The organism is Enterobacter sp. AN-K1, from assembly GCF_020971765.1.
Lineage (GTDB): Bacteria > Pseudomonadota > Gammaproteobacteria > Enterobacterales > Enterobacteriaceae > Enterobacter > Enterobacter hormaechei_C.
This window is the reverse complement of the sequence record NZ_CP087390.1, coordinates 3,696,590-3,718,076: the sequence shown is the minus strand read 5'-3', so window position 1 is coordinate 3,718,076 and position 21,487 is coordinate 3,696,590. Positions and strand designations below refer to the sequence as shown.

The window sequence follows — 21,487 nt, the reverse complement described above, 5'->3', positions numbered from 1 at the left end:
TGATGGTTTATCTGGCAAGGTATACAGAGGTATCAGGAAACAAGCCTCTCCAGGTTTGTTGAACGGTCTCACACTCAACAAATGCATCTGAACACCGCGGCGTGGCAGCACGACGCCGCCTGGGCTGTTCAAAAGGACAACGGCGCGTAAGCGTTAATGGAAGCCGGGACAAGGAATTCCCGATTCACCAGCCTACGTCACGGAACAGTCAGCGACAGGACCGTTCGTAAGGCTGGTGAAACTCAAAAAGGACGCAGCGTCTGTCAAAGCAGGCTTAACGAAAATTAACGTCCTGCTGCTGGCATATGACTGCGTCGACTTCCTGATTTAGTTCGTCAAGCGGAGAGGGATTTTCTCATGCGTATTTTGTTTGTAGGCCCGCCTCTCTATGGGCTGCTGTATCCTGTGCTGTCTCTGGCACAGGCGTTTCGCGTTAACGGCCATGAAGTGCTGATCGCCAGCGGAGGAAAATTCGCCCAAAAAGCGGCAGAAGCAGGGCTGGTGGTATTTGACGCCGCACCCGGTTTTGATTCTGAAGCTGACTATCGCCGCCGCGAGGCACAGCGAAAAGAAAGCAACATCGGCACAAAAATGGGCAACTTCTCATTCTTCAGCGAAGAGATGGCCGACCACCTGGTGGAGTTTGCCGGACACTGGCGGCCCGATCTCATCATCTACCCGCCGCTCGGGGTCATCGGGCCTCTGATTGCCGCCAAATACGATATACCGGTCGTAATGCAAACCGTCGGCTTCGGCCATACGCCCTGGCATATCAAAGGCGTAACGCGTTCGCTCGCGGACGCCTATCATCGCCACGGCGTTGGGGCCGCACCGCGCGATATGGCCTGGATCGACGTAACACCACCGAGCATGAGCATTCTTGAAAACGACGGAGAACCCATTATTCCCATGCAGTACGTCCCGTACAACGGCGGCGCGGTGTGGGAACCGTGGTGGGAGAGGACGCCCGACCGTAAACGTCTGCTGGTGAGTCTCGGTACCGTCAAACCGATGGTCGACGGCCTTGACCTGATCGCCTGGGTGATGGATTCCGCCAGTGAAGTCGATGCCGAGATCATCCTGCATCTTTCGGCCAATGCGCGGTCGGATCTGCGCTCACTGCCCTCAAATGTTCGCCTGGTCGACTGGATACCCATGGGAGCCTTCCTGAACGGCGCAGATGGCTTCATTCATCATGGTGGCGCGGGCAATACCCTGACGGCGCTGCACGCCGGTATTCCACAGATCGTCTTCGGCCAGGGTGCCGATCGCCCGGTAAATGCCCGCGCTGTTGTCGAACGCGGCTGCGGGATCATCCCCGGCGACGACGGCCTGTCGAGCAGCATGATCAATGCTTTCCTCGACAATCGCGCGCTTCGCGACGCCTCTGAAGAGGTAGCGGCGGAAATGGCAGCGCAACCCTGTCCGAGCGAGGTGGCGAAAAGCCTGATCGCGAGGGTACAGAAAGGGTAGCCACTACGCCGTCATGACGATCATACGCCAGCACGCATCCAGGAGATACGCCCGTAACAATGCGGGACCGGATCGGGCTGGCGCTTTTTTTTGCACAGCGATCCGACTTGGATCCTATTGTTTACAGACGGAGGAGGCTTAATGCCTGCGACTCACTCTCCCACTCCTGCGCGGTCCTGGATAGTTCGCCTGGCACGCGTGTGCTGGGAACGTAAGAAACTTAGCATCATCGTAGTGGTAGCGTCGGTCTCGACCATTCTGCTGGCCGCGCTGACGCCGTTGCTGACAAGGCAAGCGGTGAACGACGCGCTGGCGGGCAATCCGACTCGTCTGCCGTGGCTGGCCTGCGGGCTATTGCTGATTGCCTTTTTTGATTTCATCGGTAACTACGTGCGCCGCGGTTATGCCGGGGAGCTCTCGCTCTGGGTGCAGCACACCCTGCGAGGACGGGCATTCGACAGTATTCAAAAACTTGACGGCGCAGGCCAGGACGCACTGCGCACCGGGCAGGTGATTTCACGGACCAACAGCGATCTGCAGCAGGTGCATACCCTGCTACAGATGTGCCCGGTGCCGCTGGCGGTGTTCACTTATTACATTGCCGGCATTGCCGTGATGCTGTGGATGTCACCCGCCATGACGCTCATCGTCGTGTGCGTACTGGCATGCCTGGCTATCACTGCGCTGCGCGCGCGTCGCCGGGTCTTTGCGCAAACCGGGCTGGCCTCGGACCGACTGGCAAATCTCACCGAACATATGCGCGAGGTGCTGGCGCAGATCTCAGTGGTAAAATCCTGCGTGGCGGAGCTGCGTGAAACGCGCTGGCTGGATCGCCAGTCGCGGCAGATGGTGCGGGTACGCATCGGCGCGGCCATCTCGCAGGCGATACCAGGTGCCACCATGCTGGCGCTACCGGTGCTCGGGCAAATCGTCCTGCTGTGCTACGGCGGCTGGTCGGTTATGCACGGGCGCATCGATCTCGGCACCTTCGTGGCGTTTGCCAGCTTCCTCGCGATGCTGACCGGGCCAACCCGTGTACTGGCATCGTTTCTGGTTATCGCCCAGCGCACCCAGGCGTCCGTGGAGCGCGTGTTTGCTCTGATCGACACCCGTTCGCAGATGGAAGACGGGACGGAGGCGGTTAACGGTCAGGTTATCGGGCTGCAACTGGAGAATATGAGCTTCGAGTACCGTGGCGGCAGACGCATCCTCAGCGATGTCTCCTTTTCCCTGCACGCCGGTGAAACGGTGGCGGTAGTGGGCGCATCGGGTTCCGGGAAATCCACGCTGCTGATGCTGCTGGCGCGTTTTTACGATCCCAGCGCCGGAGAGATATGGCTCAACACCAGCGCAGGCCGACAGAACCTCCGCGATCTCAGGCTGGAGGCGCTTCGTCGTCGGGTAGGCGTTGTGTTTGAGGATGCTTTTCTGTTTGCCGGTACGGTGGCGGAAAATATCGCCTACGGGCACCCTCAGGCAACGGCGGACGACATTCGCCTCGCGGCGAGGGCAGCAGGAGCCAGCGATTTTATCAACGCCCTGCCGAAAGGCTTCGATACCCAATTAACCGAACGCGGTACGAATCTTTCCGGCGGACAGAGGCAGCGAATCGCGCTGGCGCGGGCGCTCATTACCGCGCCGGAAGTGTTGATCCTCGATGACACCACCTCTGCGGTCGATGCCGGTACTGAAGCGGAGATCAACACCGCGCTGAGTCGCTATGCTGACGAAAAGCATATGCTGCTGGTGATTGCCCGACGCCGTTCGACGCTTCAGTTAGCCAGCCGGATTGTGGTGCTGGATAAGGGCCGGGTGGTGGACACCGGAACCCAGGCAGAACTTGAAGCGCGCTGTCCGGCGTTCCGCGCGCTGATGACCGGCGACGGCGATTTCCTCGCGCCTTCCCACAGTGGGCCTAACGGATTGTGGCCGACCGTACCAGCGGCACAAGACGATGCGGCGCAGACGGGGGATAAAGGCTTTGTCGCCCGTATGACGCGCGTGCCGGAAAATGCAGTACAGCAGGCGCTGGCCGGTAAAGGCCGCAAAGTCACGTCGCTGCTGAAGCCCGTGGCGTGGATGTTCGTCATCGCCGCCCTGCTGATCGCCCTCGATTCGGCGGCAGGCGTCGGGGTAATGATACTGCTGCAGCGCGGCATTGACTCCGGCGTTGCCACAGGCGATATGTCGACTATCGGCCTCTGTGCCCTATTCGCCCTGTGCCTGGTGGCCGTGAGCTGGTGCTGTTATTCACTACAGACTGTCTTCGCCGCCAGAGCGGCAGAGTCAGTCCAGCATACGGTGCGCTTGCGCAGCTTCGGCCATATGCTGCGTCTTGGTCTCCCCTGGCATGAAAAGCATGTCGATTCACGTCTGACCCGCATGACCGTAGATGTGGACTCTCTCGCCCGCTTTCTGCAAAACGGCCTTGCCGGTGCAGCCACCAGCCTGGTGACAATGTTCGCCATCGCCGCCGCCATGTTCTGGCTCGACCCGCTCCTGGCGCTGACGGCATTAAGCGCGGTGCCAGTGGTCGCACTGGCAACCTGGATTTATCGCCGCCTCAGCTCCCCTGCTTATGCGCAGGCGCGGCTGGAAATAGGCAAAGTCAACAGCACCCTGCAGGAGAAAGTCTCCGGCTTGCGCGTTGTGCAATCGCATGGCCAGCAGGAACAGGAAGCCGCCCGGCTGCGCGCGTTATCGGATCGGTTCCGTGCGACCCGCGTACGTGCGCAAAAATACCTTGCCGTCTATTTCCCGTTCCTGACCTTCTGCACCGAGGCCTCCTATGCCGCCGTTCTTCTGGTGGGTGCATCGCGAGTCGCCGAAGGCGAAATGACCGCCGGGGTGCTGGCGGCTTTCTTCCTGCTGCTGGGGCAATTCTATGGGCCAGTACAGCAGTTATCAGGAATTGTCGACGCCTGGCAGCAGGCGACGGCCAGCGGCAAACATATCAATGAACTGCTGGCGACCGAAGGCACAGAGAACATCGAGCCCTCTTCCGCACCGCCCGCCACCGGCGCGCTGCATCTTGATGAGGTCACGTTCAGTTATCCCGACAGCCCTGAACCCGCGCTGAACAAACTTACCCTGACAATCCCTGAGGGAAGGGTCGTCGCGGTCGTTGGTCGCAGCGGTGCGGGTAAGTCAACGCTGATTAAGCTGATCGCCGGATTGTATTCCCCCACCCACGGCAGGATCAGCATTGGCGATCGGATAATTGATGATGCCTCGCTTGCCGATTACCGTCGCCAGATTGGGCTGGTCGATCAGGATGTGGCGTTGTTTAGTGGTGATATCGCGGAAAACATTCGTTATTCACGGCCATCCAGTACCAATGACGACGTTGAGATTGCCTCTCAACAGGCAGGGCTGTATGAGACGGTGCGCAATCTGCCGCAGGGATTCCGCACACCGGTGAATAACGGCGGTGCCGATCTGTCCGCAGGTCAGCGCCAGCTGATTGCGCTGGCCCGCGCACAACTGGCGAATGCTCACATCCTGCTGCTCGATGAAGCCACGTCACGCCTGGATCGCACATCCGAAGAGCGATTGATGTCATCGTTAACAGACGTCGCGCACACCGGGAAGCACCTGGCGCTGATTGTGGCGCACCGTCTGACCACCGCGCAGCGCTGCGATCTGATTGCCGTTATCGATAAGGGGCAGCTTGCGGAATACGGCACCCACGAACAGCTGTTAGCGGCCGGCGGCCTCTACACCCGCTTGTGGCATGACAGCGTCGGCAGCTCTGTTCCCCATCGCCAGCACGACATCACGGGGGAAATCGTGGAAGAGTAATTGCGCACGTAAGACATTACAAAACACGCGCTAAAGCGGCTGTTCCCGGAATAGCCGCTTTAGCTATTTATACTGACACCCTTCATATTCAAAGAGAGTGAATGCTGAACATGCAACAACATCCCTCTGCTATCGCCAGGCTGCGCAGCCAGCTGGCAGCAGGCCACATTGATAACCTTTCTGACTTCTGGCGAGACGCTGAGTCGCTAAATGTACCGCTGGTGACGCCAGTCGACGGAGCGAAAGACGAGCGTGATGTGACATTTCTGTGGCGCGCCAGGCACCCTCTACAGGGCGTTTATCTGCGTCTGAATCGGGTGACGGATAAAGAGCACGTGGCGAAAGGGATGATGACCGCCCTTCCCGCGACGGATATCTGGACTCTGACACTGCGTTTACCCGCAAGCTACTGCGGCTCCTATTCGCTGGTGGAAATCCCCCCCGGCACCCCGGCCGAGACGATTGCACAGTCCGGAGGCCGCTTTGCTACCCTCGTCGGGCACGTCGATCCGCTAAACAAAACGCCGGGGATCAACGTTCGGGGAAGCACACAGGAGTCGGTGCTGGCGCTTGATAAAGCCCCCGCCCAGTCCGAATGGCGCGGCGGGTCACCCAGCGGGCAATTGCTTACCTCGGCGCGCACTCTCGCCGGGGAATCGCGCCGGGTTCGGCTCTATCTGCCGGACGTTGATGTTTCGCAGCCCCTCGGCCTGGTGGTACTGCCCGATGGTGAAACCTGGTTCGATCACCTTGGCGTATGCGCGGCAATTGACGCCGCCATAAACAACGGACGCATCGTGCCTGTGGCTGTACTTGGCATCGACAATATCGATGAACACGAGCGAACTGCGATACTCGGCGGGCGCAGCGAGCTGATAAAGGATATCGCCGACCAGTTGTTGCCGACGATCCGCGCCGAACACCCGCAGCGGCGGTGGGCAGACCGTTCGCGCACCGTGCTGGCCGGACAGAGCCTCGGCGGGGTCAGCGCGCTCATGGCCGCTCGTTACGCACCGGAAACGTTCGGGCTGGCGCTCAGCCACTCCCCTTCGATGTGGTGGACGCCAGAGGGTGCCAGCCGGCCAAACGTGTTCAGCGAAACCGATTCGTCATGGGTGAGCGAACATCTGCTTTCTGCCCCGCCGCAGGGCGTGCGCATCCGCCTGTGCGTGGGATCGCTGGAAGGTTCGACGGTACCCCACGTTCAGCGGCTGCATCAGCAGTTGCTTACCGCTGGCGTCGACAGCCATTGCGCAATGTATACCGGGGGTCACGATTACGCATGGTGGCGCGGCGCACTGATTGACGGGCTTGGTTTACTCCAGGGTTGACTTGACCCGCGAACACTTTCAGGCAACTGTACAGGCTTCCTGAATAAAGAAAATGTCACCTGCGGAAAAGGAATAAACATCAGATGTATGCCCGCGAGTATCGCCCAACACGCTCACGCAAGGCGCTTGTCACTCTTCTTTCTGGTCTCAGCCTTATCTGGAATGCGCACGCTTTCGCAAAGCCGGATATGCAGCCACTGGGGCCGAATATCGCCGATAAAGGCTCTGCGTTTTACCATTTCAGCGTCAACTCGTTCGACTCCGACGATGGCAGCCGCCATTATCGGGTATGGACGGCCGTGCCAAATAAAGCCGCACCGGCGTCGGGCTACCCGATTTTATATATGCTCGACGGCAACGCAGTTATGGACCGCCTGAACGACGACCTGCTCAAACAGCTGGCAGAAAAATCACCGCCGGTGATTGTGGCTGTCGGGTATCAGACCAACCTCCCCTTCGATCTCAACGGCAGGGCCTACGACTATACGCCAGCAGCAGAAAGCGGCAAAACGGATACCCGCAACGGGCGTTTTAGCCGTAAGAGTGGGGGTAGCAACGACTTTCGCCAGTTACTGGAAACGCGTATAGCGCCAAAGGTGGAACAGGGATTGAATATCGATCGGCAGCGTCGCGGCCTGTGGGGGCACTCCTACGGCGGCCTGTTCGTGCTGGATGCATGGCTGTCTTCCCCTTATTTCCGGACGTATTACAGCGCCAGCCCGTCGTTGGGCAGAGGCCATGATGCGCTACTGAGCCGCATCACGGCGGTTGAGCCGTCGCAATACTGCGCCAGGCGCCTGATGATAATGGAAGGTTCGGCGACGCCGGGCGATAACCGGGAAACGCATGCTGCCGGAGTGCTGACGAAAATTCATGCCACCCTCGCCACGCTGGAAGATAAAGGCGTCAATGCCGCCTTTTGGGATTTCCCAAACCTGGGACACGGGCCGATGTTCAACGCCTCCTTCCGCGGAGCGCTGTTAGATATCAGTGGTGAAAACGCAGGTAACACAGCAGGCTGTCATTCATTAAGCCGCTAAACACTGCCCGCCTTGACGCGGGCAGTACACCTGTAACACTACGATCAAAATGACGCGGTAACACCGGCATAATAAGCCCGGCCAGGCTCGTTATAGGTATTCGCCCCTTCGGAAGATCGGTAGATCTGTTTATCTAAGATATTGCTAACACCAACGTTAAGACGCAGATTTTTATTAATATCGTAATTGAAGTTCGTCCCCACCAGCGAATAAGCGCCCAGCTCTTTACCCGACAGACCGCCAGTATCTTCACTACGAGTTTCCGAATGAGTACGCGGTTTTTGTCTGCCGTATAACGTCCAGTTGACGCTGGCAGAGAACGCCTGGGTGATGGTCCAGTCAAGCGAGTTATTAATGGTGTATTTCGGGATGATCGACAGCGGGTTACCGGTGTCTTTTTGCTCCGAGGTGATCATCCAGGTGGCATTGGTATTCCAGTTCAGACGATCTTTCACCAGCGGGAACGCCATGCTGGCTTCGATACCGTCCACCAGCGCTTTCCCGCCGTTCTGCCACTGGAGAATATATGCGCCGGAAGCGGTTTGCCCGATAACATTATCGCCGGCCACGATCTTATTCTGGTAGTCATTGCGGAAGTAGGTCACGCTGGCATGGTAATCTTCCCAGGCGAACTCCAGCCCAATTTCTTTATTGATGCTGATTTCCGGATCGAGATCTTTATTACCGATCAGGTAGCAGCCGCCCGATGTAATATCTTTTGGACAACCGTTGCCTTTCGAGTAGAGCAGATAACCTTCGCTGGATTGATACAGGTTTGGTGCTTTAAAGGTTCGGGCAATCCCCGCTTTGACTTTGAAGTAATCCCCCAATTCCTGCGAGAGGTTCAGGCTGGGGCTGAAGTTACCGCCGGAATCGTTGAGATAATCAAAGCGCAGGCCGGGAATGATATTCGTGCCGGGAACCGGCTCAATATTATCTTCAATATACAGCGCACTGATTTGGGAATGGTTTTTACTGCTGCGATCCGCAGCCGAGCCAGAAATGCCGCCGATATCACTGTCATCCACGGTCAGGCTGGTAGAGGAAGGATCGTCGAGCTCATCGCGGCTCCACTCCGCACCCACGGTCAGCGTTTGATCGACCAGCGCATTCAGCGGAATATTAAGCTCGCCGCTGGTTCGCCAGGAGCTCAGGCGATTGGTCGTGAACTTTTCATCCGCCGAAATACGCCCTTCACCGCCACCGGATAATCCTTCATTCATGCGGGTGTTATTGGTTTTCTCATAATAGACACCAAAACGGCTTTGACCCCAGTCCCAGATACCATTGTGCGTAACGCCATAATTCTGCCGGTAAAGGCGGTTCGTCTCCTCGCCGGATTTCGCCAGGCTTTCAGTGACGGCACTGGAAGAACTATTTTGCGTATCGCCCGCATAGATATTCCCCTGACGGCTATATCCGGCTTCGAAATCGATAATTTGCTGCGGATTTAATTTCCACGAGACAACGCCGTTAATATCTTTGTTGCGCACCCCTTCATGCCCGGCCGCGTTTTTCGTACCGGCCGAGGAGTTAATATCCCAGCTGTCGGCATCGGTTTTATTCAGGTTTCCGTACAGGCGCATGGTCAGCGCATCGCCAGCCAGCGGCCCGCTAAGGCTGAAGTTGGCGCGACGCGTAGCGCCTTCGTCGCTGCTTTCCGGCTGGTTGGTGTATAACGACAGCGAACCGTGCCAGTCGTTGGTAGGGCGTTTGGTAATGATGTTCACCACCCCGCCCGCTGCGCCCGAACCGTAGCGTGCCGCCGCAGGGCCGCGGATCACTTCAATACGCTCAACCTGTTCCGGTGGCACCCAGTTGGTGTCGCCGCGGGTATCACGCTCTCCACGCCAGCTATAACGCACGGCGTTGCGCGACGTCACCGGCACACCATCAATTAAAATTAAGGTGTTCTCCGGCCCCATGCCGCGAATGTCGATCTGGCGGTTATTACCACGTGTACCCGAGGCGCTGTTGCCGGTCAGATTGACACCGGGCATTTTGCGAATAATATCGGAGAGATCGTTGACCGGAGGGTTCTTTTTAATATCTTCGCTGGTAATAATCGACACGCCCGGCTGCTGTTTGAGTACCTGCTCAGCGGTGGCTTCCACCACCAGGGTCTCGTCGTTATCATCGGAGGATTTTGCCAGTGATACCTGACTGTTCAACCCTGCCAGGAGCGCAGTGAGCGGCCAGAAGATCTTGATAATTCTCATACCCATTCCCTAATACATGCCTAACGTAAAAGTGATCGATCGTTAAGCTCACATCCTTGCCAGATATTTTAAACTGCCATTATTTTTATAATAAGAATGATAATTAGTATCATTTGGAGAGGATTAAGGCAATCCTTAATACACGGATGCGCGCATTAATGAAACGCACGCATTGGCCCGGAGTGATTCTTCCCGGGTACCGCCCTGTGCGTTCGTAAAGCTGGCATACTGAAACAGCGGAAGAAGAGAACAGCCCATTGGTATTTCGTGTAGTGACATAACGTTAATATGTCATTACAAGGGAACGCAGCCCCGGTAAGCGCAAGCGCCACCGGGGAAAGAAAGGTTATTGTTGCGCTAACTGATTGCGACGGTACTCGCCCTGGCGCTCCAGCATCCAGCCAGGATACTCGCGCGGCAGCGCGCTGACCGCATCCAGCTGTTTCAGCTCATCATCGCTCAGCTGAACGCCGGTTGCGGCAATGTTGTCATCCAACTGATCGACCCGTTTCGCACCAATAATGACGCTGGTCACCGCCTTCTGGTGCAGCAGCCACGCCAGCGCGATTTGCGCCACGGAAACGCCTTTACTTTCGGCGATGGTACGCATCACGTCCACGCAGTCGAAGGCGCGATCTTTATTCACTGGCGGGAAGTCGAACGCCAGGCGACGACTACCGGCCGCGCTCTGCCCGTCGCGATCGTATTTTCCGCTCAGCAGACCACCCGCCAGCGGGCTCCATACCATCAACCCGACGCCTTCGCTCTGCATCATCGGCACCAGTTCGCGCTCAAGGTCGCGCCCGGCGATGGTGTAGTACGCCTGCAATGAGGCAAAACGCGCCAGCCCCAGACGCTCAGAGATGCCGAGCGCTTTGGCAATCTGCCATGCCGCCCAGTTCGAGACGCCGATATAGCGTACGTGACCGTGCTGCACAAGATTATCCAGCGCGTAAAGCGTCTCCTCGATGGGGGTCGCGGGGTCGAAACCGTGCAGCTGATAGAGATCGATATGATCCAGCTGCAAGCGACGCAGGCTCTCCTTCACGCCGCTGATGATGTGATAGCGCGAGCTACCGCGCGAGTTCACCCCCGCTGTGCCGGTTTCACCGAACACCTTGGTGGCAACGACCACGTTTTCGCGCGGAATTTTCAGGTTCTTCAGCGCCTGCCCGGTGATCTCCTCTGAACGCCCTTCCGAGTAGACATCTGCCGTGTCGATAAAATTGATCCCGGCGTCCAGCGCGCGGCCCACCAGCTGCTCGGCGTCGCTTTGCTGAAGCTGACCAATTTTGCCCCACATGCCGCCTTCACCGCCGAAGGTCATGGTGCCGAGGCAGAGTTCAGAAACAAACAGTCCGGTATTGCCCAGTTTTTGATAACGCATAACGCTTTCCTCGCATGTCGATTGGGTGTCTGTTAGTTATACCCGCCCCCCAGCCATCGCGAATGTGGCGTTCCTGTCCGTTTCTTGCCCAATCCTCTGAATCTATCCGCGTGGGGCGTCGCCAAAGACGCTGTAGTCTGGCAGCCGCACCTGCTGATACGGCTCCCAGCCGCCGCCGAGGGCTTTGTAGAGCGCCACCAGATCAAGCGCGCTCTGCACCTGCGCCTGCGCCCGCTGCTGTTCGGCCTGAGCGAGCTGACGCTGGGCGTCCAGCACGTCAATAAAGCTGGCGATCCCCTGCCGGTAGCTGTCGCTGGCGAGATCAAAGGCGTTTTGCAGCGCGTCGATGGTTTTCGCCAGGCCCGCTTCACGCTGCTGGTCGGTGCGATAGCTCACCAGCGCGTTTTCAACGTCGCCGAGCGCCGTCAGTACCGTCTGGCGATAGTCCAGCACTGCCGCCCCCTGCTGCGCGCGCGCCACCTTGACGCTGGAGACCAGCCGACCGCCCTGGAAAATCGGTATGGAAACCTGCGGGCCAAAGCTGTAGAAGTGGCTGCTCCAGTCGGTCAGCCAGTTAGATTCACTGTTGCGCAGGCCAAACTGTCCGGAGAGGGTAAAGCTCGGGAACAGTTCTGCCACCGAGACGCCAATCTGCGCCGTGGCGGCATGGAGATTCGCCTCGGCTTCGCGCACGTCCGGGCGACGGCGCGCCAGGGTGGACGGAATACCGGTCTGCACAATATCTGGCAGGGCAGGCATCGGCTGCACGGATTGCAGTTCGGCATCCAGCGCGCCCGGCGGTTTGCCGAGCAGGATCGCCAGCCCGTTCATCGCCTGGCGTTCCTGCGCCTGATACTGCGGCAGCTGCGCTTCAAGATTGCCCAGCTGCGCCCGGGCGTTCTCCACGTCCATCTGCGGCGACAGCCCGCCCCGCTGGCGGCTTTCGGTCAGATCCAGCGTCTGCTGTGCGCTTTCAATTTGCGTATTAAGCGTGGCAATGATGCTCTGCGCCCCACGCAGCTGTAGCCACGCCCGCGCCACTTCGGCTTCCAGCGAGACCAGCGCATCGTTACGCTGCTCGATCGCCGCCCGCTGCTGCGCCTCGGCCGCTTCTACCTGACGGCGCACCTTGCCCCACAGGTCGATTTCCCACTGGGCGTCGAAGCTGCCCTGATAGAGGTTTATCGGCTGCGTCAGCGGGCCTAACGCGCCCCGCAGTTCAGGATCGACATTATTCAACTGGTCATACACGCCGTGGGATTTCAGCTCCCCTTCCAGCCCAAGCTGCTGGCGCGTCGCCTGCACATTGCCATTCACCGACGGGAAAAACGCCCCGCCGGCCTGGTTAATCTGTTCGCGCGCGCCGGCAATGCGTAATACCGTTTGCTGTAGCGTCAGATTCCCGGCGATGGCGCGTTCAATCAGGCTGTCGAGCTGCGGCGAGCCGAAGGTTTTCCACCAGCGCGGGTTAGTGGCCGCGGAGGAAGTTTGCGATTTCACCGCGCTGTCGCCCTTATCGTTCCAGTGCGTGCTGGCGGGCGGTTCAGGCTGTTGGTAGTCCGGCCCGACGGCGCAGCCCACCAGCAGCATCATTATCATCAGGGGGTGTAAACGTCTGTGTATCATCAGTGTGCTCCTGCACTCCCCTCGCTCTTAACCGGCGAGAGCAACAAACAAAACGGAATCAGTAATAGGGCCACCGCGCTCAGAATGGTGAAGACGTCGATGTAGGCCAGAAAGCGCGACTGCTCGATCATCGTCTGGTACATCCGCCCGGTGGCAATGCCGGTCGGATCGCCCACCTGAGTGGTGAAGTTCTGGATCGCCTGGGCGCTTTCGCGAATCGCCAGCTGGAACTGCTCGTTAAACGGCGAAGCGTGGTAAGCCAGATGCGCGCTGTGCGCCTGCGAGCGCTCGGTGATCGCCGCCGTCGAGAGAGAAATCCCAATCGAGCCGGCCACGTTGCGGAACATGGTAAACAGCGCCGCCGCGTCGGCGTTAAGCCGCCTCGGGATCGAGATAAAGGCGATGGTGGTCAGCGGCACAAACAGGAACCCCAGCCCTATCGACTGCGCGCTGCGGAACAGCACCAGCGTTTCGAAGTCGATATCCGGCGTCAGCGTGCGGGACCAGAAGAACGACACCGCCAGGCAGGTAAAGCCGAAGGCGATGATCCAGCGCGTCTGCACCACCGGCATCAGCTTCAGCACCAGCGGGATGGTCAGCACAATCAGCACCGCGCCGGGCGAGAGCACCAGCCCGGACCAGGTGGCGGTATAGCCCAAATCCTGCTGCGCCAGCTGCGGAATAACCACCGAACTGCCGTACAGGATCATCGCCATCCCCGCCATCAGCAGGCTGGAGATCGCAAAGTTGCGGTCCTTCATACAGTGCAGATCCACCACCGGCTTTCTGGCATACATCAGCCAGTAGATCGCGCCGATAATGCCGACCAGCGTCAGTACTGCGAAGGTGCGGATAAAGTTCGAATAAAACCAGTCATCATCTTCGCCCCGGTCGAGCATCACCTGCAAACAGCCAAGACCGAGGGCGATCAGGCCGATCCCCGTCCAGTCGACGGTGAGCTTCTCTTCCGACTTTTTCTCCCACGGCGGATCTTCCAGCAGCTGATAGATGGCCAGCACCGTCACAATCCCTACCGGGATATTGATAAAGAACACCCAGCGCCAGGAGTAGTTATCGGTGATCCACCCCCCCAGCGTGGGGCCGAGTACCGGCGCGACGATAATGGCAATGGATGAAAGGCCAAAGGCTTTGCCCCTGTCCTCCGGCTTGAAGTAGTCAAGTAGCACCGACTGCTGGGTAGGCTGCAACCCGCCGCCAAAGAACCCCTGCATCACGCGGAACAGGATGATTTGCCATAGCTCGGTGGCGATGCCGCACAGGAACGAGCAGATGGTGAACATCACAATGCAGATCAGGAAGAACTGCTTGCGACCAAACAGGCGGCTCAGAAAGGCCGAAATCGGCAGCACGATGCCGTTCGCCACCAGGTAGCTGGTGAGCACCCAGGTGGATTCGTCATAGCTGGCCGAGAGCGACCCCGCGACGTGGGGCAACGCCACGTTGACGATGGTGGTGTCCAGAATTTCCATAAACACCGCCAGGGTGACCACAATCGCCACCGCCCACGGGTTACTGGCGGGCTTCCAGTTATCGTGGCTGTGATCCGTCATTCCACGGTGACCTTCGGTTCAACCGACAGCCCCAGCGGCAGCGGCTTGTTCGGATCCAGCCCTTTATCAATGACGATTTTCACCGGCACGCGCTGAACGATCTTCACAAAGTTACCGGTGGCGTTTTCCGACGGGAAGGCGGAGAAGCGCGAGCCGCTGCCCTGCTGGATGCTGTCGATATGGCCTTCCAGCTCCATATCCGGCCAGGCATCGACGGACACGGTCACTTTGTCGCCCGGCTTCATGCGCTCAAGCTGCGACTCCTTGAAGTTCGCCACCACCCACACGTTCGGGGAAACCAGCGAGAACAGCGCCGTACCTGCCTGCACCAGCGTACCGGGCTGGACGTTGCGTTTGGTGACAAAACCGTCGAACGGGGCGCGGACTTCGGTATAAGAGAGGTTCAGGTTGGCGGTTTCCAGCTGCGCTCTGGCCTGATCGACCTGCCGTTCGCGGGCTTCGACGTTGGTCTCCTGCTGGCGGATTTGCAGCTGAACCTGCTCCGCCACTTCCAGCTGCGCCTGCGCGCTGGCCAGACCCGCCTGGGCACTCCGCAGTTGAGCGTTCGCGGCATCGATACTTTGTTGCGTGGTCGCGCGCGGGTCAACGCCGCGCTGACGGCGGTACTCCGCCTGCGCGTTGGCCATATCTGCCTGGGCTTTCAGTACCTGGGCTTTGGCTTCATCGCGCTGAGCGGGATATTGCACCTTCGAGAGCGCCAGCTGCGCCTGCGCCTGATGCAACTGCGCAACCGCCAGCCCAAGCTGAGCCTGGGCCTGATCGCGCTGGGCGGTGGTATCACGCGGATCGATCACCACCAGCACATCCCCTTTCTTCACGCGCTGGTTATCCCGCACGCGAAGTTCGGTGACGTAGCCTGCCGTTTTTGGGGCAATGGTCACTACGTCGCCGTCGGTGAAGGCGTCGTCGGTGGTCTCTTCGTTACGAGTTAAAAACCACCAGACCAGCGCCACAATCACCATCACGATGACCACGATGCCAAGGATAATTAACGGTTTTTTCCCCGGGCGCTTGCGCTCGTTATTGTTTTGATCCTGCTCGTCAGCAGGTGGGTTTTGATCTTCTGCCATAGTTCAGCAACGGTCCTGTCAGTGAGCGGCATCACACTATGCCGTTCACTAAAGCTAGGACGTTGCTATACATTTGCCAGGAAAAACTGACAAATTGCGCACTATATGAGAAGGAATAGTCCGAAACCGACCGCCGCTGACCAGAGCAGCATCGGGATTGACCATAAATGGAAGCGCCACCAGATGCGGCGATCGTTGGCCATCCGCAGGGCGATGAGGTTGGCCAGCGAGCCAGGCAGCAGCCCAAAGCCGCCGACGTTGACCGCCCACGCCAGCAGTACCGTTGGGGGAACATAGTTAAGCAGCAAAATGGTGGACGGCACGTTACTGATCACTTGCGAGAGACCAATCGCCGTCAGCCATAATCCCGGCTGTGACAGACCGCTGACGCTATGGAGAACGTTCTGCAATACCGGAAGCTGGATCAGGAGATGGACGTCAATAAACATCGCCATAAACACCAGCAGCAGCGTCCAGTCAACGCTCACCAGCACCCGCCGGGCGAGGAACAGGAAGCCGCACGCCACCAGCAGCGCGCCCGCCAGCGCCTGGTTTAACTCCAGAGCGATAAGAAAAACGATATACAGCCCCAGGCAGCTCCAGACGAGACGCGGCTGCCACTGGGGGCCGGTTGTACCGCTGTGGTACTGCAACGATTTATTCGGGAAAGCAAACCAGCCCACCGCCAGCAGCGACGCCACGATCGCCAGCGCCAGCGGCGCCATCTGCCCGGTAAACGCGGTAAACGACAGGCCGGAGCGTCCCCACAGCAGAATGTTCTGCGGGTTACCGATAGGCGTGAGCAGCGAGCCCGCATTGACGGCCAGCGCTTCAAAGATAATCAGACGGGTAACCGGTATTTCGCACAGCTTACGCAGCGTGAGCGTAAGCGGCACCACGATAAAAAGCGCCACGTCATTAGTGAGAAACGTCGACAACAGCGCCGCCGAAAAGACCATGAACAGGGCCAGTTTGCGCTCGGTGGCGAAGCGGCGCACCATTTTGCGCCCCAGCACGTCAAAATAGCCGCTCAGCTCCACGCCTTTGGTGAGCATCATCAAACCGCTCAGAGTAATAATGGTGCGCCAGTCTATGGCCGCCGGCCAGGTGTGCGGCGTGAAGGGCACAAAGACGCTGAGCCCAACGCCAGTGATCAGTAAAAGATGGAAAAAGCGATCGCGTTTCAGGGCCTGCAAGCCGGGGATGTTCATTCAGCGGAGGGACCGTATTTGAGCGTAAACTCGCGGAACTTCAACAGCGTCTCTTCACTGACGTGGTGTTCCATACCTTCGGCATCCCGACGGGCAATTTCCGGGCTGACGCCCAGCACCAGTAAAAAATTCTCGACGATCTGGTGTCGCTCGCGGCTCTCCTGCGCCAGCTTTTCGCCCTCAGCGGTGAGAAACACCCCGCGCCAGGGGATCATTTCGATCAGCCCGACCGACGCCAGACGTTTTAACATTTTGGCAACGGTTGGCTGCGACACCCCCAGGCGTGCGGCCATATCCACCTGGCGCGCTTCTCCAACCTCACGGATCAGATCAGAGATCAGTTCGACATAATCATCAATCAGCTCCCGGCGGTGCGCCTCACGCACCTGGCGGAAGCCTTCCACATGCTCTTCAACGTTCACCAGTTGCGTCGTTTTTTTTGTTGTTGGCTTACCTGCGCGACGGTTCATTGTGCTTCCTCAATGGGGTTGACGCTTCCAGCGCCCTGTAACGGAGCGCACATTGTAAACCATAGCTCTACAAGCACAAAAAATTAACGAATTAGCCATAGCTATACAATATAGCCTGTGCTATATCTGTATGTAATGCAGTCACCCTTCACGGATCGAAGGGATCATGAATCAGGAGGTCTTATGAATGAATTCAAGAGGTGTATGAACGTGTTTACCCACTCTCCTTTTAAAGTGCGCCTGATGCTGTTGAACATGCTGTGCGATATGTTTAACGCCAAACCGCAGCAGGACGACAATTCTTCCCACTAAGCGGCGTCGCGGTACGCCGCTTCATTTTCCCGTCACACTTACGTTGTAAACTGGCCTGTTCCCGATTATTTTTGCGGATTTGCAGCCCCCTTCGCAAAACATCTGTTTAGCAACTGTTGACCTTAATTCACGCTCGCACTATCTTCTTGCAGCCCTGCACAATTTGCGGCTCGCTGAAGCGGACCTCTCATTCCCTTTCCACGCACTGTCCGGCAGGCTTTGACCCTTGACGCCAGGGTGAGCACATGGCGTTTTCGTGATAGTGATCTATGAACGTAACCCTGATTGATACACTTGTTACCCGCAGCCGGGCCTTAAGCCCGTGGACGGGATTCTATTTTTTGCAATCGCTGTTGATTAACTTTGCTCTTGGCTACCCCTTTAGCCTGCTTTATGCCGTCGGATTCACCTGTATTCTTCACCTGCTCTGGCGAAGCGCACCGCGCGTGCAGAAAGTGCTTATCGGGATCTGTTCTCTGATTGCTGCCGCCTATTTCCCGTTTGGCCAGGCCTATGGCGCGCCGAACTTTAATACTCTGCTGGCGCTCCACTCCACCAATATGGAAGAGTCCACAGAGATCCTGACGATCTTTCCGTGGTACAACTACGTGGTTGGCCTTTTCATTTTTGCCCTCGGCGTGATTGCGGTTCGTCGTAAGCCCGTCGGGAAAAAGGCATGGGGTAAAATTGAAAGCCTGTGCCTGGCCTTTAGCGTGGTGACGTTTTTTGTTGCACCGGTACAAAATCTGGCCTGGGGCGGCGTGTTTAAGCTTAAAGATACCGGGTATCCGGTGTTTCGCTTCGTCAAAGACGTGGTGGTGAATAACGAGGAAGTGCTCGACGAGCAGGCGCGTATGGCCGAGCTTTCCACCATGAAAGATACCTGGAACGTGCTGGCGGTGAAACCGAAGTATCACACTTACGTGGTGGTGATCGGGGAAAGCGCGCGTCGCGATGCGCTCGGCGCGTTTGGCGGTCACTGGGATAACACGCCGTTTGCCAGCGCCGTTAACGGTACGCTGTTTACCGACTACGTGGCGGCCAGCGGCTCGACGCAGAAATCACTCGGTCTGACGCTCAACCGCGTGGTGGATGGAAAACCGCAGTTTCAGGATAATTTTGTCACCCTGGCCAACCGGGCAGGTTTTCAGACATGGTGGTTCTCTAACCAGGGACAGATCGGCGAGTATGATACCGCCATCGCCAGCATCGCGAAGCGTGCCGACGAGGTACAGTTCCTGAAAAGCGGTGATTTCGAAGCCGATAAAAACACAAAAGATGAAGCGTTGCTAAAAATGACGGCGCAGGTCTTTGCTACTCAGCGCACCCAGCCGCAGCTGATTGTCCTGCACCTGATGGGGTCACACCCGCAGGCATGCGATCGTACCGGGGGAAAATATGCGGAGTTTGTGCAATCCAAAGAGACCTCGTGTTATCTCTACACCATGACGCAAACCGACGATCTGCTCAGCAAGCTGTACGCACAGCTGCGCAACAGCGGCGACAGCTTCTCGATGGTCTATTTCTCTGACCACGGTCTGGCATTTAAGGAGCGCGGTAAACAGGTGCAGTATCTGGCACACGATGACAAGTTCCAGCAAAACTTCCAGGTACCGTTTATGGTGCTGTCGAGTGATGACAAAACGCATCGCATCATCAAAGCGCGCCGTTCCGCGAACGATTTCCTGAAATTCTTCTCACAATGGACGGGGATTAAGGCGAAAGAGATAAAAAATGATTACCCGTTTATCTCCGGGAAGAAGGGCCCGCCAGTTTACATTACCAACTTTAAGTTACAGAAAGTCGACTATAACCATCTTGGGACGGATATTTTCGATATTAAGAGTAAGTAATTTCTGCCGTTTCGTGCGGGCTGATGCCCTCACCGGCCCTCTCCCATGGGGAGAGGGTACAAACAAAAAAAATCCGCCACATTGGGCGGATTTTTTACTGGCTCACCGAAGTGATTAGAAGCGGTAACCTACACCCGCGATCCAGGTGCCAACGTCAACGTTGCGGATACGGCTCTGCTCATAGGAGAAGTCCAGAGCAACGTTTTCGATTGGGTTGAACTGCATACCTGCGCCATAGGAGAAACCATAGTCGCTGTTGCTTGCAGTACGGTTCAGACCCTGGTTTTCGGTCTGCTGGAATTTACCGTAGCCAACACCTACAACACCGTAGATGCTTGCCCAGTCATTCAGGCGGTAAGCAGGACCCGCGGTGATGCCGTAGTACTGACCTTTATTGTAAGAGCCATTTTCAGTACGATCTTTCTCGGTGTAAGTGAAAGAACCGATCACACCCAGCGGGTTGTTGTCTTGCTCGTAACGGTACTTCAGGTTGAAACCGTTGGTTTTGTTCATCACGCCCTGCATATCGCTCTGAGCGTAACCACCGGTTACAGTAGAAGTTGCCGCTACAGCGGTACCTGCGGAAACAGCCAGAACAGCTGCCAGTGCTGAAAGACATGCAATTTTTTTCATAACCACCTCAAATGTGCTTCAAGTAAGTCCGTAAGTTTTAAATATATCAAAAAATTCTGTGAAACTCTTTGTCATTCACGATGTCTAATGCGACCTTTCCTGTAACAGAACATTTCCAGCACCAGCTATCTCGTTCAAATAACTCCAGATTTTCACCTGTAAATGCTAATAGTGCGCGTCATCGCCATTTAGTTCATCCAGATTATTCCTAATCTTTCAGGCGATAAAATCATCAACGTTTTCTCATTTTACGGATTTTCCCTGGATTTTTTTCAACAGTAGCTCAACCGTTGCAGCTTATTTCCATTACACTGCGACTTTTACCTCATTTGACATAAATTGACAGGAGAAAGGATGCCAGGTTTACCTCGTAAATCGTCGGTCTGGATGCCGGTGGCAGTCATACTTATCGCGATGATGTCCATACAAAGCGGCGCGTCGCTGGCAAAATCGCTGTTTCCGCTGGTTGGTGCGCCCGGCGTCACGGCGCTGCGTATCGCATTAGGCACCCTGATCCTCGTGGTTGTTTTTAAACCCTGGCGGCTACGGTTTAAAAAGGAGCAGCGACTGCCACTGCTTTTTTATGGGCTGGCGCTGGGAGGGATGAACTACATGTTCTATCTCTCTATTCAGACGATCCCGCTGGGGATCGCGGTCGCGCTTGAATTTACCGGCCCGCTGGCGGTTGCCCTCTTCTCTTCTCGTCGTCCGGTAGACTTTATCTGGGTCGTACTGGCCGTGCTGGGGCTATGGTTCCTGCTGCCGCTCGGGCAAAGCGTTTCACAAATCGATCTGACAGGGGCTGCTCTGGCGCTGGGCGCGGGGGCATGCTGGGCGGTGTATATTCTCACTGGCCAGCGTGCGGGGGAAGAGCACGGCCCCGCGACGGTCGCCTTAGGCTCGCTGATTGCCGCCGTTATCTTTGTCCCGATTGGAATGGCACAAGCGACAGACTCAATATGGCAATGGTCAATCCTGCCGGTTGGGCTGGCGGTTGCCATTCTCTCCACGGCGCTGCCCTACTCTCTGGAGATGATCGCCCTGACGCGCCTGCCCACACGCATTTTTGGTACGCTCATGAGCATGGAGCCCGCGCTGGCCGCCATCTCAGGAATGATTTTCCTCGGTGAAACCCTGACCCTGGTACAAACGCTGGCGCTCTGTTCCATTATCGCGGCGTCAATGGGCTCCACCCTGACCATGCGTCCGGAACCTAAAGTGGAAAAAATAGACCTCAACTAAGCCTTAAATTCTGCATGGCTAACCCGCCATGCAGAATATACGCCACGTCAGTAGCTCAAATAATTTCTTACAAACTCTCTCATATTGCCAAAATATTTCACCTGCTCGCTTTCCTGGAGAGTGAATTAAGATTGATCTGTATCAATTTAAATAAACCACTTACTTTTCAAATATTTGATAATAAAACCTTCCTTTCGCTATTAAACCGATAGGCAGAGCCAAACCGC

15 protein-coding genes are annotated in these 21,487 nt (G+C 57.2%); 7 read left to right on the top strand and 8 right to left on the bottom strand.

What is annotated here, in order from left to right:
- Positions 1 to 357 precede the first annotated feature (357 nt).
- From iroB to LOC22_RS17635, 4 genes are all read left to right on the top strand, one after another.
- Complete coding sequence (gene iroB / locus LOC22_RS17650; protein ID WP_017384908.1) at positions 358 to 1,473, top strand: salmochelin biosynthesis C-glycosyltransferase IroB; 1,116 nt, start codon at positions 358 to 360, stop codon at positions 1,471 to 1,473.
- Between the two features lie 141 nt (positions 1,474 to 1,614).
- Complete coding sequence (gene iroC / locus LOC22_RS17645; protein ID WP_230239093.1) at positions 1,615 to 5,274, top strand: salmochelin/enterobactin export ABC transporter IroC; 3,660 nt, start codon at positions 1,615 to 1,617, stop codon at positions 5,272 to 5,274.
- A gap of 101 nt (positions 5,275 to 5,375) precedes the next feature.
- On the top strand, positions 5,376 to 6,605 hold the full coding sequence (locus LOC22_RS17640) for an esterase family protein (protein ID WP_230239092.1): 1,230 nt from the start codon (positions 5,376 to 5,378) through the stop codon (positions 6,603 to 6,605).
- Between the two features lie 83 nt (positions 6,606 to 6,688).
- Entirely contained in the window at positions 6,689 to 7,645 is a 957-nt protein-coding gene (locus LOC22_RS17635; protein WP_032670272.1) for an alpha/beta hydrolase, read from the top strand.
- 44 nt (positions 7,646 to 7,689) lie between these two features.
- Here LOC22_RS17635 and iroN read toward each other — a convergent pair whose 3' ends face one another.
- The 7 genes from iroN to mntR form a co-directional block, all read right to left on the bottom strand.
- Positions 7,690 to 9,864 (bottom strand): siderophore salmochelin receptor IroN, encoded by a 2,175-nt coding sequence (gene iroN / locus LOC22_RS17630; RefSeq protein WP_086523929.1) that lies wholly within the window; start codon positions 9,862 to 9,864, stop codon positions 7,690 to 7,692.
- A gap of 346 nt (positions 9,865 to 10,210) precedes the next feature.
- A complete protein-coding gene (locus LOC22_RS17625) occupies positions 10,211 to 11,251 on the bottom strand; it encodes an aldo/keto reductase (RefSeq protein ID WP_017384912.1) in 1,041 nt (346 codons plus the stop codon).
- A gap of 102 nt (positions 11,252 to 11,353) precedes the next feature.
- A complete protein-coding gene (locus LOC22_RS17620) occupies positions 11,354 to 12,877 on the bottom strand; it encodes an efflux transporter outer membrane subunit (RefSeq protein WP_063847782.1) in 1,524 nt (507 codons plus the stop codon).
- Entirely contained in the window at positions 12,877 to 14,448 is a 1,572-nt protein-coding gene (locus tag LOC22_RS17615) for a DHA2 family efflux MFS transporter permease subunit (protein ID WP_015571056.1), read from the bottom strand. The genes LOC22_RS17620 and LOC22_RS17615 overlap by 1 nt, the downstream gene beginning before the upstream one ends.
- Complete coding sequence (locus LOC22_RS17610) at positions 14,445 to 15,539, bottom strand: HlyD family secretion protein (protein ID WP_015571057.1); 1,095 nt, start codon at positions 15,537 to 15,539, stop codon at positions 14,445 to 14,447. Before LOC22_RS17610 ends, LOC22_RS17615 begins: the two co-directional genes overlap by 4 nt.
- 101 nt (positions 15,540 to 15,640) lie before the next feature.
- Positions 15,641 to 16,750 (bottom strand): anion transporter, encoded by a 1,110-nt coding sequence (locus tag LOC22_RS17605; protein WP_017384914.1) that lies wholly within the window; start codon positions 16,748 to 16,750, stop codon positions 15,641 to 15,643.
- On the bottom strand, positions 16,747 to 17,220 hold the full coding sequence (mntR, locus tag LOC22_RS17600; RefSeq protein ID WP_015571059.1) for a manganese-binding transcriptional regulator MntR: 474 nt from the start codon (positions 17,218 to 17,220) through the stop codon (positions 16,747 to 16,749). The genes LOC22_RS17605 and mntR overlap by 4 nt, the downstream gene beginning before the upstream one ends.
- 183 nt (positions 17,221 to 17,403) lie before the next feature.
- Here mntR and mntS point away from each other — a divergent pair, with 183 nt between their 5' ends.
- The gene (mntS, locus tag LOC22_RS17595; protein WP_017384915.1) at positions 17,404 to 17,532 is read left to right on the top strand and encodes a manganase accumulation protein MntS; all 129 of its coding nucleotides are present in this window, start codon (positions 17,404 to 17,406) and stop codon (positions 17,530 to 17,532) included.
- A 269-nt stretch (positions 17,533 to 17,801) separates the two neighbouring features.
- Positions 17,802 to 19,385: a phosphoethanolamine transferase gene (locus tag LOC22_RS17590; protein WP_017384916.1), complete on the top strand. Its 1,584-nt coding sequence runs from the start codon at positions 17,802 to 17,804 to the stop codon at positions 19,383 to 19,385.
- 114 nt (positions 19,386 to 19,499) lie between these two features.
- Here LOC22_RS17590 and ompX read toward each other — a convergent pair whose 3' ends face one another.
- Positions 19,500 to 20,018: an outer membrane protein OmpX gene (ompX, locus tag LOC22_RS17585; protein ID WP_003858450.1), complete on the bottom strand. Its 519-nt coding sequence runs from the start codon at positions 20,016 to 20,018 to the stop codon at positions 19,500 to 19,502.
- 354 nt (positions 20,019 to 20,372) lie between these two features.
- Here ompX and rhtA point away from each other — a divergent pair, with 354 nt between their 5' ends.
- Positions 20,373 to 21,260, top strand: coding sequence for a threonine/homoserine exporter RhtA (rhtA, locus tag LOC22_RS17580; RefSeq protein ID WP_017384917.1), 888 nt, complete (start codon positions 20,373 to 20,375; stop codon positions 21,258 to 21,260).
- Positions 21,261 to 21,487 lie beyond the last annotated feature (227 nt).

Coding starts and splice junctions, on each gene's coding strand:
- iroB (WP_017384908.1), top strand. CDS start 358: ATGCGTATTTTGTTTGTAGGCCCGCCTCTCTATGGGCTGCTGTATCCT.
- iroC (WP_230239093.1), top strand. CDS start 1,615: ATGCCTGCGACTCACTCTCCCACTCCTGCGCGGTCCTGGATAGTTCGC.
- LOC22_RS17640 (WP_230239092.1), top strand. CDS start 5,376: ATGCTGAACATGCAACAACATCCCTCTGCTATCGCCAGGCTGCGCAGC.
- LOC22_RS17635 (WP_032670272.1), top strand. CDS start 6,689: ATGTATGCCCGCGAGTATCGCCCAACACGCTCACGCAAGGCGCTTGTC.
- iroN (WP_086523929.1), bottom strand. CDS start 9,864: ATGAGAATTATCAAGATCTTCTGGCCGCTCACTGCGCTCCTGGCAGGG.
- LOC22_RS17625 (WP_017384912.1), bottom strand. CDS start 11,251: ATGCGTTATCAAAAACTGGGCAATACCGGACTGTTTGTTTCTGAACTC.
- LOC22_RS17620 (WP_063847782.1), bottom strand. CDS start 12,877: ATGATACACAGACGTTTACACCCCCTGATGATAATGATGCTGCTGGTG.
- LOC22_RS17615 (WP_015571056.1), bottom strand. CDS start 14,448: ATGACGGATCACAGCCACGATAACTGGAAGCCCGCCAGTAACCCGTGG.
- LOC22_RS17610 (WP_015571057.1), bottom strand. CDS start 15,539: ATGGCAGAAGATCAAAACCCACCTGCTGACGAGCAGGATCAAAACAAT.
- LOC22_RS17605 (WP_017384914.1), bottom strand. CDS start 16,750: ATGAACATCCCCGGCTTGCAGGCCCTGAAACGCGATCGCTTTTTCCAT.
- mntR (WP_015571059.1), bottom strand. CDS start 17,220: ATGAACCGTCGCGCAGGTAAGCCAACAACAAAAAAAACGACGCAACTG.
- mntS (WP_017384915.1), top strand. CDS start 17,404: ATGAATGAATTCAAGAGGTGTATGAACGTGTTTACCCACTCTCCTTTT.
- LOC22_RS17590 (WP_017384916.1), top strand. CDS start 17,802: ATGAACGTAACCCTGATTGATACACTTGTTACCCGCAGCCGGGCCTTA.
- ompX (WP_003858450.1), bottom strand. CDS start 20,018: ATGAAAAAAATTGCATGTCTTTCAGCACTGGCAGCTGTTCTGGCTGTT.
- rhtA (WP_017384917.1), top strand. CDS start 20,373: ATGCCAGGTTTACCTCGTAAATCGTCGGTCTGGATGCCGGTGGCAGTC.